Origin of the sequence: Paracoccus shanxieyensis (genome assembly GCF_009711265.1) — a bacterium.
In the GTDB taxonomy this organism is placed as follows: Bacteria; Pseudomonadota; Alphaproteobacteria; order Rhodobacterales; family Rhodobacteraceae; genus Paracoccus; species Paracoccus shanxieyensis.
The window spans coordinates 37,036-52,262 of record NZ_WMII01000008.1; the positions used below are offsets into that span (position 1 = coordinate 37,036).

General features: G+C 66.3%; 20 protein-coding genes. 2 read left to right on the forward strand and 18 right to left on the reverse strand.

The window, feature by feature from the left end:
- Window positions 1-5 precede the first annotated feature (5 nt).
- From GL284_RS09880 to fabF, 18 genes are all read right to left on the reverse strand, one after another.
- Entirely contained in the window at window positions 6-431 is a 426-nt protein-coding gene (locus GL284_RS09880; RefSeq protein ID WP_155044441.1) for an NlpC/P60 family protein, read from the reverse strand.
- Window positions 428-1,249 (reverse strand): DUF2163 domain-containing protein, encoded by an 822-nt coding sequence (locus GL284_RS09885; RefSeq protein ID WP_341870348.1) that lies wholly within the window; start codon window positions 1,247-1,249, stop codon window positions 428-430. Before GL284_RS09885 ends, GL284_RS09880 begins: the two co-directional genes overlap by 4 nt.
- Window positions 1,246-1,878 carry a DUF2460 domain-containing protein gene (locus tag GL284_RS09890; protein WP_155044442.1) on the reverse strand — a complete coding sequence of 211 codons (633 nt, stop codon included), beginning with the start codon at window positions 1,876-1,878 and terminating at the stop codon, window positions 1,246-1,248. Before GL284_RS09890 ends, GL284_RS09885 begins: the two co-directional genes overlap by 4 nt.
- A 1-nt stretch (window position 1,879) precedes the next feature.
- Window positions 1,880-2,545 (reverse strand): phage tail tape measure protein, encoded by a 666-nt coding sequence (locus GL284_RS09895; RefSeq protein WP_425274226.1) that lies wholly within the window; start codon window positions 2,543-2,545, stop codon window positions 1,880-1,882.
- Between the two features lie 18 nt (window positions 2,546-2,563).
- A complete protein-coding gene (locus GL284_RS09900; RefSeq protein ID WP_155044443.1) occupies window positions 2,564-2,785 on the reverse strand; it encodes a phage tail assembly chaperone in 222 nt (73 codons plus the stop codon).
- Window positions 2,782-3,099 carry a gene transfer agent family protein gene (locus GL284_RS09905; protein WP_155044444.1) on the reverse strand — a complete coding sequence of 106 codons (318 nt, stop codon included), beginning with the start codon at window positions 3,097-3,099 and terminating at the stop codon, window positions 2,782-2,784. The genes GL284_RS09900 and GL284_RS09905 overlap by 4 nt, the downstream gene beginning before the upstream one ends.
- Window position 3,100: 1 nt before the next feature.
- On the reverse strand, window positions 3,101-3,514 hold the full coding sequence (locus GL284_RS09910; protein ID WP_155044445.1) for a phage major tail protein, TP901-1 family: 414 nt from the start codon (window positions 3,512-3,514) through the stop codon (window positions 3,101-3,103).
- 3 nt (window positions 3,515-3,517) lie between these two features.
- Window positions 3,518-3,946 (reverse strand): DUF3168 domain-containing protein, encoded by a 429-nt coding sequence (locus tag GL284_RS09915; RefSeq protein ID WP_155044446.1) that lies wholly within the window; start codon window positions 3,944-3,946, stop codon window positions 3,518-3,520.
- The gene (locus GL284_RS09920; RefSeq protein ID WP_155044447.1) at window positions 3,943-4,293 is read right to left on the reverse strand and encodes a head-tail adaptor protein; all 351 of its coding nucleotides are present in this window, start codon (window positions 4,291-4,293) and stop codon (window positions 3,943-3,945) included. The genes GL284_RS09915 and GL284_RS09920 overlap by 4 nt, the downstream gene beginning before the upstream one ends.
- Window positions 4,290-4,907 carry a head-tail connector protein gene (locus tag GL284_RS09925; protein WP_155044448.1) on the reverse strand — a complete coding sequence of 206 codons (618 nt, stop codon included), beginning with the start codon at window positions 4,905-4,907 and terminating at the stop codon, window positions 4,290-4,292. Before GL284_RS09925 ends, GL284_RS09920 begins: the two co-directional genes overlap by 4 nt.
- A 131-nt stretch (window positions 4,908-5,038) precedes the next feature.
- Complete coding sequence (locus GL284_RS09930) at window positions 5,039-6,208, reverse strand: phage major capsid protein (RefSeq protein ID WP_155044449.1); 1,170 nt, start codon at window positions 6,206-6,208, stop codon at window positions 5,039-5,041.
- Window positions 6,209-6,231: 23 nt separating this feature from the next.
- The gene (locus GL284_RS09935) at window positions 6,232-6,768 is read right to left on the reverse strand and encodes an HK97 family phage prohead protease (protein ID WP_155044450.1); all 537 of its coding nucleotides are present in this window, start codon (window positions 6,766-6,768) and stop codon (window positions 6,232-6,234) included.
- A 2-nt stretch (window positions 6,769-6,770) separates the two neighbouring features.
- Window positions 6,771-7,004, reverse strand: coding sequence for a GTA head formation protein, RCAP_rcc01685 family (locus GL284_RS09940; RefSeq protein WP_155044451.1), 234 nt, complete (start codon window positions 7,002-7,004; stop codon window positions 6,771-6,773).
- On the reverse strand, window positions 7,005-8,192 hold the full coding sequence (locus GL284_RS09945) for a phage portal protein (protein ID WP_155044452.1): 1,188 nt from the start codon (window positions 8,190-8,192) through the stop codon (window positions 7,005-7,007).
- 125 nt (window positions 8,193-8,317) lie between these two features.
- Window positions 8,318-9,658: a DNA-packaging protein gene (locus GL284_RS09950; RefSeq protein WP_155044453.1), complete on the reverse strand. Its 1,341-nt coding sequence runs from the start codon at window positions 9,656-9,658 to the stop codon at window positions 8,318-8,320.
- Window positions 9,615-9,965, reverse strand: a complete 351-nt coding sequence (locus GL284_RS09955; RefSeq protein WP_155044454.1) for a permease — start codon at window positions 9,963-9,965, stop codon at window positions 9,615-9,617. The genes GL284_RS09950 and GL284_RS09955 overlap by 44 nt, the downstream gene beginning before the upstream one ends.
- Window positions 9,966-10,225: 260 nt before the next feature.
- Window positions 10,226-11,404 (reverse strand): endolytic transglycosylase MltG, encoded by a 1,179-nt coding sequence (gene mltG / locus GL284_RS09960; protein WP_155044455.1) that lies wholly within the window; start codon window positions 11,402-11,404, stop codon window positions 10,226-10,228.
- A complete protein-coding gene (fabF, locus tag GL284_RS09965) occupies window positions 11,401-12,663 on the reverse strand; it encodes a beta-ketoacyl-ACP synthase II (RefSeq protein WP_155044456.1) in 1,263 nt (420 codons plus the stop codon). Before fabF ends, mltG begins: the two co-directional genes overlap by 4 nt.
- Window positions 12,664-12,889: 226 nt before the next feature.
- Between fabF and GL284_RS09970 the strand changes: the two genes are divergently transcribed.
- Window positions 12,890-14,068, forward strand: a complete 1,179-nt coding sequence (locus GL284_RS09970) for a toxic anion resistance protein (protein WP_155044457.1) — start codon at window positions 12,890-12,892, stop codon at window positions 14,066-14,068.
- 32 nt (window positions 14,069-14,100) lie between these two features.
- Complete coding sequence (locus GL284_RS09975; protein ID WP_230383013.1) at window positions 14,101-15,123, forward strand: DUF2927 domain-containing protein; 1,023 nt, start codon at window positions 14,101-14,103, stop codon at window positions 15,121-15,123.
- Window positions 15,124-15,227 lie beyond the last annotated feature (104 nt).

Here is a 15,227-nt window from a genome sequence, read left to right on the forward strand (position 1 = left end):
TTTCCTTAATCCAGTGGCGGGAAGCTGAACCGTCCCGCAATGCGCCCCCGCCAAGGCGCCGAAAGCGGACTTTCGACGACCCCGTGGCGGTCATATGCGTGAATGAAGCGCGGCTCTGGCCCTGTTTCGGCCAGAATACCCATGTGTTTGGCAATCGCGTCGGGCCGCATCCGAAAGATCAGCACCACGCCCGGCGCGTCCTCGGTCGCCGGCAGCAACAGGCGCGCGGCCCCGGCCATCAGCAATTCGTCATCGCCGATTTCGCCCCAGTCCGAGGTATAGGCCGGCATCCGCTCGGGCTCGGGGCCGTAAAGTTCGCGCCAGATGCCGCGCACAAGCCCCAGACAATCCGTCCCCGCCCCCTTGGTCGAGGCCTGATGGACATAAGGCGTGCCGATCCAGCCCCGTGCCGTGCTGACCACGACGCTCATCGGTTCACCTGCGGCGCGATCAGCCAATCCTCGGGCGGCAGGTGCGGAAAGCCGCGAAAGTTCAGATAGTTCAGGAACTTCATCCGGCAGGTTTCGGCTCGCTTGTCGCAGCCTGCGGTCAGCTTGACGCGATCGCCGGGCGCGGGTTGCAGGCCCAGTTCGGCCCAAAGCTCGACCTCGCGCTGCATCCCGGTCAGCAGCAGATCATGCTTGATCTGACCGCGTAGCCCCGCGGCCGCGCCTGACAGGACGATCAGCTGGCCACGCTCGAACCAACGCGCGTCATGCCGGTCGATCTGGCGCAGACGGACCCGCTGACCGTCAACCTGATCGACGATGCCCAGGGCGGAATAGCCGGGCGCATCCAGATTGAACCGGCATTGCCCGTCGCCCAGATCCGCCGAGCAGCGCGGATGATAAACCCGACCCTGCGCGCGGTTCAGCGGCTCGGACAGACCACGCAATTCAGCGCGAAACGACCCGCCGCTGCGGCTGATTTCACCCAGATGACCACGGAACACCAGACTGCGGTTTTCCGGATCGCTCCAGTCGACATCCCAAAGCTGCACATCCGCACTGTCCCAGCGGCCCGCCATCAGATCCAGCTCGGTGATCGCGCTGTCCGAAAGCGCCCCGACGGCCTCGCTGTTATCCACCGACAGGCCCGAGCCCTGCACAACCGCCTTGGCGCTTAGCCCGCTATCCGGGCGGAAGGTCATGCCGCCGAACTCAAGCGCGCGGTCATGATCGGTAAATCCCAGCACCAGACCGTCGCTGCGCGTGACGGCCCATGCGCGTGCAATCGTTTCCCCCTTCACAGCCGCACCTCCACGACCGGAACTTGCGGTAGATCACCCGCATGAAACGACGCGACCGAAACGGCAATGCGGTCGGTATCGAAGCGCACGGGAACATCGAACTCGAACCCCGCGGTCACCTGCGCGCCGTCCGGCGGGGCCACGTTGAAGGTCAGAATGCCCAAAGCGGTATCCACCACGAAATCCTGTCCCTCGAACTGCTCGACATTCCCGACACCGGCGCGAACGGTCCCGGAAACGGGCTTTGCAACCGGACGCCAGTATTGCGCCGGACCGGACTGATAGGATTTGCGCAGAGCAAACTGTGTCCGCAAACCGTCGCCCAGACCCAGAATCTGATCCTGATAGAACGTCGCCGTGCTGGGGGCCGACGATTTGAAATCCGACCAGTCCTTCCAGCGAAAGCCGTGCAGCTGCCCGGCCCGCGCCTCGAAGAACGCAATCAGCGCCGCCACGTCATCCAGCGACCGCAAGCCCATTCCCGCGTCATAGCGGCGGCGTGAATGCGCCCAGGGGCTGCGGCGTTCCTCGTGACCGTTTGTCATGGCGACGATCTCGGTGCGCCGCTCGGGGCCGCCGACCGACCCGAAGGACAGGTTCGCCGGAAATCTGATCTCGTGAAATGCCATCTCAGCCGTTCCTTTCGCCACGCGCCAACAGGCGCGACATCTGCGCGGCCATCTGGCTTTGCGAACGCTGGAAGCCCGCAACATCAGGGGTCGAGATATTGAAGGTCACGTTGACCGGACGCCCGCCCCCGGCCGCAGCCACGCCCAGCTTGCCATCCGCGCCACGGCGCAGGGGCATGATCGCTTCGGGGCCCGCCTCTCCCATCAGGCCGGTTGCGCCGCGCATGGGAAAATAGGTCGGCGCGCTGACCACGCCGCCTTTGGCAAAGGGCATCACCCGCCCCTGCGTGAACGCGCCGCCATTGGCGAAAGGCATCGCGCCCGACACCAGCCCCGTCACCCCCTGCGAGATCGCACCCGCCAAAGCCTGCTGGATTGGCTTCATCGCGACGGCAAAGGCCGTGTCGGCCATGCTGCGCGCCACGCCTTTCAGCGCATCCGACAGCTTCATGCCGTCAAAGACCAGCCCCTCGAACGCGCGCCGCAAGCCGCTGCCGATCCCCGAGGCAAGCGATCCCACCTCGCGATTTGTATACAGCATCCCCTCGCGCAGGCGCGAAAGCTCCTGCTCAAAGGCGGCGGTCACCCGGCCGCTTTCGTCCAGACTGCGGCCAAGCGTGCCCTCTCCGGTCTCGCTCAGCGAGCCGAACCCATCCTTGTTCGCCACGGTGGCGCCTCCTGTTTCTCAAGCCTTCGGCGCCGCCGCCCGGTCGGGGTAGCGTGCTGCCAGTTCCGCCAGACGGTCACGCGTCATGGCGCGCGCCCCCGGCTCGATGCCAAGCATCAGCGCCAGTTCCGCAGGGGTCAAAGCCCAGAACCGATCCGGGGTCAGACCCAGCCCGCCCATGCGCGCCGGGCCAAGGCCGACCTTCATCAGCCCTGCCCAGTCCAGACCCAAGGCGCTCATGCGCCCTCGACGCGGAAGGCGCGGGCCAGAAGTTGCGCCGCCAGATGCGCCGCAGCGACCGGACCGCCCTTCAGCTCGGCCAGCGCAAATTCATCCGCCGCGCCCTGCCAGCCCCCGCCGCGCAGACCGGCGATCAGCACGGCGATCACGTCACGACTGGAAAAGCGCGCGCCCTCGAAGCGTTCGACCAGCGCGATCATGCTGTCGGCCCCCAACTCGGTCTCAAGCTCGGCCAAAGCACCCAGCGTCAGCTTGGCCACATGCGGCTGACCGTCCAGCCAGACCTCGACCTCGCCTGCGAAGGGGTTGACCATGTCACAGGGTGACGAAGTTGATTGCGCCCGCGCTTGCCATGGAAATCTCATAGCTCGCCTCTCCGTTATAGCTGCCGGAATATTCCAGGGATGTGATCTGGAACGGACCTTCGATCGTGCCGAAATCCGGCACGACGACCTGAAAACGCGGCACCTCTCCGTCAAAGAACACCTGCCGCGCCCGTTCGTCCGTGGTGCCGTCGCGAAAGACGCCCGACCCCGAGATGGTGGCCGAGCGCACACCCGCACCGCCCAGAAGCTCGCGCCAGCGACCTTCGCTTTCGATGCTGGTCACATCGATCGTTTCCGCGTTGAACGCGATCCGCGTTGCCCGCAGGCCGGCGATCGTCTCGAAAAAGCCGTCGCCGGTCATATCCATCTTGATCAGAAGGTCACGCCCGTTCTGCACCGCCATAGCCTAACTCCTTGCCCCAAGATCAATGCGCGCGCGAAAGGTCAGATCGACCCGCCGCCCCGCGCCATTTTCTGCACGGCGCGCCCGCGCGCGCTGAAACCACATTCCGACCAGATGCCCGCTTTCCAGCGACAGTTCCGCCGTTTCCAGCGCCTCGCTGACAGCCACTGCCGCAGCCTTCACCGCGCCAAAGCCGTTCGCATCATCCGACCCCGACAGGACCGAGACGACGAAATCATGCTGCGATCCCGCGCCCGTCATATCGCCGGCATCCCGCACATCCTCGGGGCCCAGCGACACATAGGTGCCGGTCGGGGCTGCCACGGGCATCGCGTCATAGATCGCATCCCCCACAAGCGCCTCCAGCGCATCGCTGCCTCGCAATGCCTGATAGACCGCCGCCTGCAATGCGGCCGTCGCTGCATAGCTCATACCGCGCTCTCCTCTTTTGCGGTCAGGACCAGATAGCGACCCTCGCGGTCGCTTTCGGCGACGGCCTCGATGCGGAAGCGCCGCTCGGCCGGGCCGCTTCCCATGCGCAGCCTCTGATCGGGGCGCGGACGACGAGGATCGCCAGCGCGTGCCGCCCGGACGATGATCCGCCACGACATCACGCTTTGCGCCCCCACCTCGGCGAAACGCTCGCCGCCCGCGCCCGACCGCATCTCGGCCCAAAGCTGGCCGACGGGTTGCCAGGACAGCTGAAAACCGCCCATCCCGTCCGGCACGCGGACCGTAGATTCCAGAACCACAGGCACCGTCAGTCGCGGCGCGCTCATCCGCGCCTGCGCGAAGCGCCGCGCCCTCCCAGCACCCGGACCGCCCGCCAGCGCTCGATCAGCGACGACACCCCAAAGGGCAAGGCCGAGGCCGTGTCCTCAAAGCTGCGATCCTCATAGTAACGCGCCGCCAGCAGCAGCACGGCTTGCGCCAGATCGGCGGGGACGGCATCCCAGACCGCGCCGAACCCGGCTGAAAAGGTCACCGTCACAAAGCCCGCCTCGGGAACCACCGGTAGCCATCCGCCGCGCGGCATCAGCATCGGCCGCTGCATGTCCGGCGCCAGCCGCCATGTCGACGCATCGACCGGAACCACCTGGCCAAAGCCATCGTCGATTTCGACGCGTTCGATCGTATTGACCGGCGCCAGCGGCATGGGATGCCCCCTCGGGTCGCGCCAATCCTCAAGCCGCAGCCGGAACTGCCGCGCCAGAAGCACCTTTCCCGTCCGCGCCTCGATCGTGCCGATGGCCGCGCGCAGGAACCCTGCCAGCGCCGCCGTTTCGGCTTCATCCTCGGCCATCTCGAAGCCGCTGCCCAGCCGCAGATGGGCACGCAGCCCCGCGACGGGCAGCGCCTCAAGCGCCGGGGCCGTCAATTCCACAAGCATCATCTTCGAACCTCCCGCTTGCACGGTCGCTGCATTGATCAGGCGAAACTGGGGCCGCGCGATCCGCCCTTCGCGCGCGCGGACAGCCTTGCCAGTCGGGCGGACATGGCGCGCGCGGCCCCCTTCGGCCTAGATCAGCCGAAGACCATCAGCTTGATGGCGCGGGCATCGGTCACACCGCCGCCGACGCGCTTGGTCGCATAGAAAAGGACATGCGGCTTGGCCGAGAAGGGATCGCGCAGCACGCGCAGATCGGGACGCTCGACGATGGTATAGGCCGACTTGAAATCGCCGAACGCGATCGAGGCCGAGCCGTTGGCAATGTCGGGCATGTCCTCGCACAGCAGCACCGGATAGCCCAGCAGTTGCGGAGGCTGGCCCATGGACAGGCTGTCGGCCCACAGGAAGCGCCCGTCCGTGTCGCGCATCTTGCGCACGGCAGCCGCGGTTTTCGAATTCATAACGAAGCTCGCATTGGCGCGGTATTGCGCGGCCAGCGCATAGACCAGATCAATCAGCGCGTTGGCCGGGTTGGCTGCGGCGAAATCGCCCGTCGCACCCGAAGGGATCGTGCCGATCTGTACGTTGTTGGCCGTGGCATTCGCCGCACGCGCATGGGTCAAGAAGCCACGCGGCTTGTTCACGCCGTCGCCGCTGATGAAGGCGGTCGCTTCGGCGCGGATGAACTTGTCTGCGATGCGACCCGCAAGCCAGCTTTCCACATCGAATGCGCCGTCATCCAGCAGACGCTGGCTGGCCTTTGGCATGGCGGACAGTTCGTGCACCGGAATGACCACGCGCTGCACGGTCGGGGTCGCAGTGTCGGCGGTAATGTTCGCGGTCTCGGTGGCCCAGCCATGGGCGATGTCGCCCATATCAACCAGCATCTCGAAGGTCGCCGATTCCACGGTCACCACATTGGCGACCTTGCGCAGCGAGGGCATGCTATTCAGCGCTTCCTGCACCTGCACGGCGACGGTCGGCGCGGCCAGAAAGCCCGCATCCGAGGTCGAGTTCATCGCCTTGCCCTCCAGCGGCAGACCGCGCAGCGCGCCGTCATCGCCATGGCGGATATAGGCGTCGAACGCCTTTTGATGCGGAGCGCCGCCATCCGCCTCGGCGGCCAGAGGTGCGCGGGCGCGGGAAAGGTTCTTGCGGTCCAGCATGGTCATGCGATCTTCCTGTGCTTCCAGTCGTTTCTGAATATCCGTGCGGAAAGACTTGAGTTCATTCACGAACCCCAGCATTTCGGCGCCCAGTTCACCGGGCATGTCCGCCCCGGCCGCGGTTTTCACCTCGGTCATGGTCCCCTCCGTCTTTGGTGAAATCACTCGGCGCGCAGCGCCATGGTCGCGGCGCGGAACGCCGCCGCCATCTCAAGGCTGCGGTCGGATTTCTTGCCGACCTTCGCCTCTGCCAGCATGGGAAATGTCACCAGCGACACCTCCCACAGCTCAACCTCGGTCAGCATGCGGCGGCCCTTGCCGTCCCGCTCTGCGGAAATCGTGCGATAGCCGATCGACAAGCCGTCGATCGCGCCCGCGGCGATCAGCGCCGCCGCCTCGCGGGCCTGAGCGATCTCGGGCAGCAGGCGGCCCTTGACCCACAGCCCCTTGTCATCCTCGCGGATGTCGTCCCAGACGCCGATGGGACGGGCGGGATCGTGCTGCCACAGCATCCGCACCTTGTCGCCCCGCGCGGCCAGACGGGCCAGACTGGCCGCATAGGCGCCCTTGACGACGACATCGCCGCCCTGATCGGTCAGGCCGAACAGACTGCCATAGCCCTCGATCTGCGTGCCGTCCGACACGATCTGCGCGCCCTGAGCATATTTCAACTCAAGCCCGTAATCCTTGCTCTGCAAGATCAGCCTCCTTTCGGGGTAAAAGACAGGATCGACTGGACCGCCTGGGTCAGGATCACCGCGACGACGCCGTAAACGGTCATCCAAAGCCGCCGCTCCAGCCCCTCGATCAGCCCCTCGATCCGTTCCAGCCGACGCTCGACCTGCCCGAATTGCAGCGCCATGATCCGCTCTTGCGAATCGAAGCGCTGGTCGTGCCAGTCGAATGGCTCTTTCAGGAAACGCGAGCCCTCCATTCAGCCCTCCGTCAGCGGAGGCAGGCCCAGCACCGCCCGCTTTTCGGCAACCGACAGGAACTCGGCGGCGCCGACGCGCTGCCAAAGCTGGTCGCGTTCCTCGGCCAGGGCGGGGACCTGATCGGGATCGGGCCGCAGATCGACCTCGGCCCCCAGATGCTCGGACAGCCACCACGCAACGCTGCTGGCCACCCGAGACACCAGCGGCAGGACGGTCAGGCGATAGAACGCCCGATGCGCCTCGGCATAATTGGCATAGGTCGCATCGCCCGGAATGCCAATCAGCATGGGCGGCACGCCGAAGGCCTGCGCGATTTCGCGCGCGGCGGCCAGCTTGGTCTCGTGGAATTCCATGTCGCTGGGCGAAAACCCCATGGGCTTCCAGTCCAGACCGCCCTCCAGCAGCATCGGACGCCCGGCATTGCGCGCGCCCTGATGGTGCATCTCCATCTCGGTCACCAGCCGGTCGTATTGATCCTCGGACAGGCTGCCCTGCCCGTCCGCGCCCCGATAGACGATCGCCCCCGAAGGCCGCGCGGCATTGTCCAGAAGCGCCTTCGACCAGCTCGAGGCGCTGTTATGCACATCGACCGCAACCGCCGCCGCCTGCATGGGCGACAGGCCGTAATGGTCGTCCAGCGGGTGAAAGCTGCGGATATGGCAGATCGGATCGGGGCTGCCGGTCATGTCGAAACGCACCTTGCGCCCGCCGACGGCATATTCGTAAGCCTCGGGCCAGCCATCCGCGCCGGGCACCACCGCCATCCGGTCCGAACGCAGCACATGCAATTCGGCGGGCAGGCCCTTGGGCGTCTCGCCCACGGCTTCCAGATAGCCGTTGCCCGACAGCAGGATCTGCCCGAACAGCGCCTCGAACAGCTCGGCCCGGCCCTGCCCCGCATTGGGGCGGCGCAGCAGATCCAGCGCCGGATGCATGTCATAGCGCCGCTCGCGGTCCTGACAGATCAGCGGCACGGCGGCGGCGGCCTCGGCGATCAGCCGGACGGCGCGAAAGCCCACCGGATTGCCCGCAAAGCCCGTCCGCGTCATCGAGGCCGTATCGCGGGCCGACCACACGACCCGACCCGAGCCCGCCGCCAGCGCCACCACCTTGCCGGTCGCGCTGGCCTTTGTCTCGACCGGGGCCGGGGCGGTGGCCGCGCCCCGCCCGAACCAGGGAAAAGCCATGGTTTCCTCCTGAAATACGAAAAGAAAAGGGCCGCCCGAAAGCGACCCCTGTTGCAGTCACGTCCCGCCGTGGCGCGCATCGCGCGGGCCCGATCAAGGGGCCGGCGATGCGGGGGACAGGCCCCCTAAAGTCCCCGGACCGAGGGACGGCGATAGGTTGCCGCAGGCTCGATCATCAGCTCGTGGATGGCCCAGACCAGCGCATCCAGCCGGTCGGGCGAGCCCTTGCCCTGATAGCCCGCGACGGTCATGCGGCACATCTGATCCTCGACCGCGCCCAGCCCGCGCAGATGCCGCACGCGGCCCTGTTCGTAAAGCGCCGCGACCGGCTCGGCCCGCAGGCCCTTGCCGCGACCGGCGCGCAAGGCCCGGAACGGCACCAGCGGGTCGATCTGGCGGATCACGCTTTCGATCAGATCGCCGCCCTGATTGACCTCGGCGACCAGCCGTTCCGCGCCATGCCGGTCCATCGCGGCAATCGCCGCCCGCGCCCAGTCCGTAGGCCCGCCCCGGACCGAGGCATCCTCCAACACATAGGCCCGCCATTCCGTCGCGGGCCCCTCGGACACGACGCCCGCCACCACGATCCCGCATTCGTCCGAAGCCGCCCCCGAGGTCACCGCCGGATCGACCGCGACGACGATGCGCGACAGCTTCGGCGCCGTCTCGACGCGGCAACCTTCGACCATGGTGGTCGTCCACAGCGCGCCTTCGACATCGTCCAGCAGCAGGCCTTCCAGCTCCTGCCGGCCCAGCCGCGTGCCGGCATATCGCGTCTCGACCTCGGCCAGAAAGCTCTCGGCCAGATAGGCGCGGTTCGCATCGGTCGGCGCATGGGTGGTAACGGTCGACGCCGCGCCAAGAATGCGCTTCAAGACGCCCACATTGCGCGGCGTCGTCGTCACCACCTGCTGCGGATGTTCGCCCAGCCGCAGCGCGAATTGCAGCATGTCCCAGGTATCCTCGGCCTTTTTCCACTTGGCCAGCTCATCGACCCATGCGGCGTCGAATTGCGGGCCACGCAAGGCCTCGGGCTCATGCGCCGAAAACACCTGCGCCGTGGCCCCGTTCGGCCAGACCAGACGCCGCCGCCCGGCTTCCCATACCGGGCGGCGGTCGGGGGGCGAGCAGGCCAGAATGCCCGACTCGCCAAAGACCATGACATCGCGCGCCTGATCGAAGGTCTCGCTGACCAGCGCCACGCGATGCGCGCGGCCCGGTGCATCCGGGGTCGCCCCCTCGACCTGCGCGCGCACCCATTCGGACCCGGCGCGGGTCTTGCCCGCCCCGCGCCCGCCCATGATGACCCAGCTTTTCCAGTCGCCCTCGGGCGGAAGCTGGTGGGGCAAGGCCCAGAACTCGAACAGCCACGGCAACGAGGCCAGCGCGTTGTCGCTAAGCCCCCCCAGAAACTCGTCAACCTCATCCGGCTCTGCGCAGGCAAGCCAGGCGGCGCCCGACTTCATCTCGTGCCGCGCCCAGGTCGAGTGCGCCTGCACCGACCTGTCCGGCAGCATCCTTGCGAAGCTTGTCAACCTTGCCCCTTTCCTCCAGCACCAGATGGGCCGCATCGCGCAGCGCGCGGACCAGCTTGCCGGATTCCTTCAGTTCATCAGTTTCACCCAACCTGATCTTGTCCCGAAGCCGGGCAAGATCCGCAGCGTAGGACCGAAACAGTCCATCCGCGATATCCAGCACGTCCATCTCGTCGGTCTCATCGACCGTGAACGGGCCTTCCGGTGGCTTTTGCCCCGGATCGAAGTTGATCGTCATTGCGGTATCGCCCTGCCCTCGTGTGCCTGTCCGCACGAGCGAGAGACGAAAAAAGCGGCCCAAGGTCCATGACCCGGCCGCTTGCCCATCTCTCCCAGCATGTGTAATTTCTACTTTAGGGCGTTCGCTGAGTCAACGTTAAACCAAAGGTTGCTTTACCCTTTGTAAATAATCCCTGAAAAACAATGAATTGCCCAGCGCAACACCGTTGCGCACGCTGCATGCAACGGGGCGGTTTCACCCGCCCCGATGCCGTGGAATCAGTCGCTTTGCACCGGCGTCAGCGGCTCGCCGCGCTGGCGTTCGATCTCGCGCCAGCGGGCGACATTGGCGTTGTGTTCCTCCAGAGTGCGCGCGAATGCGTGCCCGCCCGAACCATCGGCCACGAAGAACACATATTGCGTATCCTCGGGATCCAGCGCCGCCGCGATCGAGGCGCGGCCCGGATTGGCGATGGGCGTCGGCGGCAGCCCGTCGATCTGATAGGTGTTATAGGCCGTGCGCCGCCGCAATTCCGACGCACGGATGCCCCGGTCCAGCACGCCCTTGCCCTCGGTGATGCCATAGATCACCGTCGGGTCGGTCTGCAGCCGCATTCCGTCACGCAGACGGTTCACGAAGACGCTGGCAACCACGCGCCGCTCGGCGGCGACCGCGGTTTCCTTCTCGATGATCGAGGCCATGATCAGCGCCTCTTCGGGATTGGCATAGGGCAGCCCGGTCTCGCGCGCCTCCCATGCGGCGGCCAGCGCGGCGGATTGGCGGCGCTGCATTTCTTCTAGCAGCGGCGCGCGCGCCCCGCCCTTTTGCAGATCATAGGTATCGGGCGCCAGACTGCCCTCGGCGGGAACATCGGCGATGTCGCCGGTCAGGAAACCGGCCTGCTTCAACCCCTCGACGATCTGCCAGCTTGTCACGCCCTCGGCCACGGTCAGGCGCAGACGCACGTCCGACTTGGCCTCGGCGGCGGTGATCGCCTCGGGCGCGGGTTCGGTCGCGGGGTTGTATTTCGCTTGCTCGGCCATCTCGCCGGTCTGGGCATCCGTGTCGCGCAGCACGACCGAATTCTCGCGCACGCCGATGCGGAAAATCACCTCGGTGCCACAGGTCGACGGCCCGCCAGCGGTCACCGTGTTCACGATATCCTGCATGCTGACATTCGGCGGCACCAGATAGGACCCGAATTTCAGATCCCGCGCCTTGCCCTGATAATCGGCCCCGGCGCGGAAGATATAGGCGTTCGACACCACGCCCTGCTGCGCCAGTTGCTGGCTGACGGCATTCAGGCTGGCCCCCGGCGCGACCCGCACGCAGGCGGCCGAGGCATTCGGCCCCGGCGCCACATAGGCATGTTTCGCCCATGCGACCGCGCCCGCCATCGCGACCAAAATGACAACCAGCAGCGTCAGGAAATTCGACGCGATGTTGCGCCAGATCATCCCTGCACCTTGCCCATCACAAGGCTGGCATTGGTGCCGCCGAAACCAAAGCTGTTCGACAGGACGTAATCCACCTTGCGGCGCACGGCGGCATTGGCCGCCAGATCAATCGCGGTTTCCCGCGCGGGGTTGTCCAGATTGATCGTCGGCGGGCAGATCTGGTCGCGGATCGCCAGAATGCAGAAGATCGCCTCGACCGCGCCCGCAGCCCCCAGCAGATGCCCGATACTGGATTTGGTCGAGGACATGACAACATTGCCCGCCGCATCGCCCAGCAGCCGCTCGACCGCGCCCAGTTCGATCACGTCGGCCATGGTGCTGGTGCCATGCGCGTTGATGTAATCCAGCTTGTCCGGCCCGATGCCCGCCCGTTTCAGCGCCGCGCTCATCGAGCGGAAACCGCCATCGCCATCCTCGCTGGGCGCGGTGATGTGATAGGCGTCGCCCGACAGGCCATAGCCCAGAATCTCGGCATAGATCTTGGCACCGCGCGCCTTGGCGTGCTCGTATTCCTCCAGCACGACGACGCCCGCGCCCTCGGCAATGACGAAACCGTCGCGGTCCTCGTCCCAGGGGCGGCTGGCGGCCTTGTGGTCATTGTCGCGCTTGGTCGACAGCGCCTTGCAGGCGTTGAAGCCCGCCACGCCGATTTCGCAGATCGGGCTTTCGGTGCCGCCCGCCACCATCACATCGGCATCGCCCAGCATGATCAGCCGCGCCGCGTCGCCGATGGCATGGGCACCCGTCGAACAGGCCGTGACGACGGCGTGGTTCGGCCCCTTGAAGCCGAACCGGATCGAGACCTGCCCCGACACAAGGTTGATCAGCGCGCCGGGAATAAAGAACGGCGACACGCGCTTGGCGCCCTTTTCCTTGATCAGCACGGCGGTTTCCGCGATCGAGGCCAGACCGCCAATGCCCGCGCCGATCATCACGCCGGTGCGTTCGCGGTCTTCGTCGCTCTCGGGGATCCAGCCGGAATCCTCGACGGCCTGCTGCGCGGCAGCCATGCCGTACAGGATGAAATCATCGACCTTGCGGCGGTCTTTCGGCTCCATCCAGTCGTCGGGATTGAACGTGCCGTTGGTGCCGTCGCCCAAGGGGATCTCGCAGGCATATTTCGTGGCGACGCCTGACGCGTCAAACCGTGTGATCGGCCCGGCACCGGATTCCCCGGCCAGAAGCCGTGTCCAGGTTTCCTCGACGCCGCAAGCAAGCGGGGTGACCATCCCAAGGCCGGTAACGACAACTCTGCGCATAGATGGCTCCTTAACCCTCGCATAATCGGGCAGGTTCTACACGCGCCCCGGGCTTCGCGCAACGCCGAGGCGTGCGCGCGGTTCCAAAACGCCCCGCGCGCGGCCCCTGCGCGGCAGTTGCAAGACCTTGGGCAAAATACCGCGCCTTGGCCAACTGCCATTGAACCCTCACAAAATCCGCCTATTCTGCGCGGGGTCATGATTATCATCATAAAGGGCCACCGGAATGACGACCAAGACGCAGGCCAGCGCCGAAGCCGCAATGACCGAAATCATGAGCGTGACCTCTGTGGTCCTGCCCGACCCGCCGCCCGCTGCCCCCGTCTTTGCGCAGGCGCAGGGCCCGGTCGCCGAAGAAATCCGCAAGCGCATGGACGAAATCGACATCCGCGATACCGGCTCGATCGTGCATTTCGGCGCGCGGGCGCAGAACGAATTGCAGGAAATCAGCCAGGCCATGCTGGCCGATGTCAAGAACAAGGACGTTGGCCCGGCCGGCGAGTCGCTGCGCAACATCGTCACCACCATCCGCGGCTTTTCGGCGGGCGAACTGGATGTGCGCCGCGAACGCAGCTTCTGGGAACGCCTGACCGGCCGCGCCGCGCCCTTTGCGAAATTCGTCGCCAATTACGAAAAGGTGCAGGCGCAGATCGACAATATCACCGCCGAGCTTGACGGCCACCAGCACCGGCTGCTCAAGGACATCAAGTCGCTGGACCTGCTTTACGACCGCACGCTGGATTTCTATGACGAACTGGCGCTGTATATCGCGGCGGGCGAAGAGAAGATCGCCCAGATCGACCGCGAGGATGTGCCCGCCAAGGAAGCCGAGATGAACGCGGCGCCGGACGATCACAAGGTGATGAAGGCGCAGGAACTGCGCGACCTGCGCGCCTCGCGCGATGATCTGGAACGCCGCGTGCATGATCTGAAGCTGACGCGTCAGGTCACCATGCAATCGCTGCCCTCGATCCGGCTGGTGCAGGAAAACGACAAGTCGCTGATCACCAAGATCAATTCCACGCTGGTCAATACCGTGCCGCTTTGGGAAACCCAACTGGCGCAGGCCGTCACCATCCAGCGCAGCGCGCAGGCGGCCACGGCCGTCAAGCAGGCCAACGACCTGACCAATGACCTTCTGGAAGCAAATGCCCGGAACCTGCGTCAGGCCAATGCCACGATCCGGTCCCAGATCGAACGCGGCGTGTTCGACATCGAAACCGTGCGCACCGCCAATGCCGAACTGATCGCCACCATCGAAGACAGCCTGCGCATCGCCGACGAAGGCAAGACCCGCCGCGCCGCCGCCGAAACCGAATTGCAGACGATGGAGGCGGAGCTGCGCAAGGTGCTGGCCTCGGCCAGCGCAAAGCAGCTTCCCGGCCAGACACAGGCCCGGTCATGACGATCCGGGCGGCATCGCCAGCCACATGCCCCATGCCCCGCGCGTTCTTTCGCGCGGGTCTGCTGCTTGTGGGGCTGCTGGCGCTGTCGGCCTGTTCGGATGCCCTGCCGAAATCCGACACGCCCGATGCCATCGACGCCGCAGCCCCCCTGCCGCGCCCGGACCGCCCCGACCTGACGCAGGCCGCGCTGCGCCGCGACCGCGCCAGCGCCGCACGCGCCGCCAATGCCGCCGCCGCCAGCGCCGCCGATACGCCCGCCAGCCGCAACATGCGGGCCTATCTGACCAGCGTGCAAGAGACGCTTTTGGCGCGCGGCAAGATGCGCACAGATGGCGGCACGGAAATCCAGCTGACGCCGGAACGGCTGACCGACGATTTCGTGCTGATCGCGCTGCATGACGAATATATCCGCGACGGCGACCGGCTGATCTCGAAATCCACGCCCGCGCCGCTGCGGCGCTGGGACCAGCCCATCTCGATGCGGATCGAATTCGGCGCCTCGGTCGCTCCGACCCAGCGCAACCGCGACCGGGCCGAGATCGCGAAATACGCCGCCCGCCTGCAGGCCGCCAGCGGCCATCCCATCGGGCTGACCAATGGCGACGGCAATTACGACATCCTGATCCTGTCCGAGGACGAGCGCCGCGCCATCGGCCCGCGTCTGGCCGCACTTGTTCCCGGCATCCCGCCCGAGGACATTCAGGCGCTGGTCACGCTGGCCCCGCAGAACTATTGCACGGTCTTTGCCTATTCGCGGGGCAGCTCCTCGACCTATGTGCAGGCCGTGGCCCTGATCCGGGCCGAAGCGCCTGCCCGGCTGCGGACCTCGTGTTTCCACGAAGAACTGGCGCAGGGCCTTGGCCTCGTCAATGACAGCCCGATGGTGCGCCCCTCGATCTTCAACGATGACGAGGAATTCGCCCAACTGACCCCGCATGACGAATTGCTGTTGCAGATCCTGTACGATCCGCGCCTGCGCCCCGGTATGACCGAGGCCGAGGCCCGGCCCATCGTCTTGCAGATCGCGCGCGAATTGCTGGCGACCGACGTTTAGCCCCGCACCCGTTGACCCGCGCCTGCTGATCCGCCGCCAACCCGGTCGCGGCACGGAAAAACCGGCGCTGCTGCAAGGCGATATTCAAACCTTGTCCGCAGCCC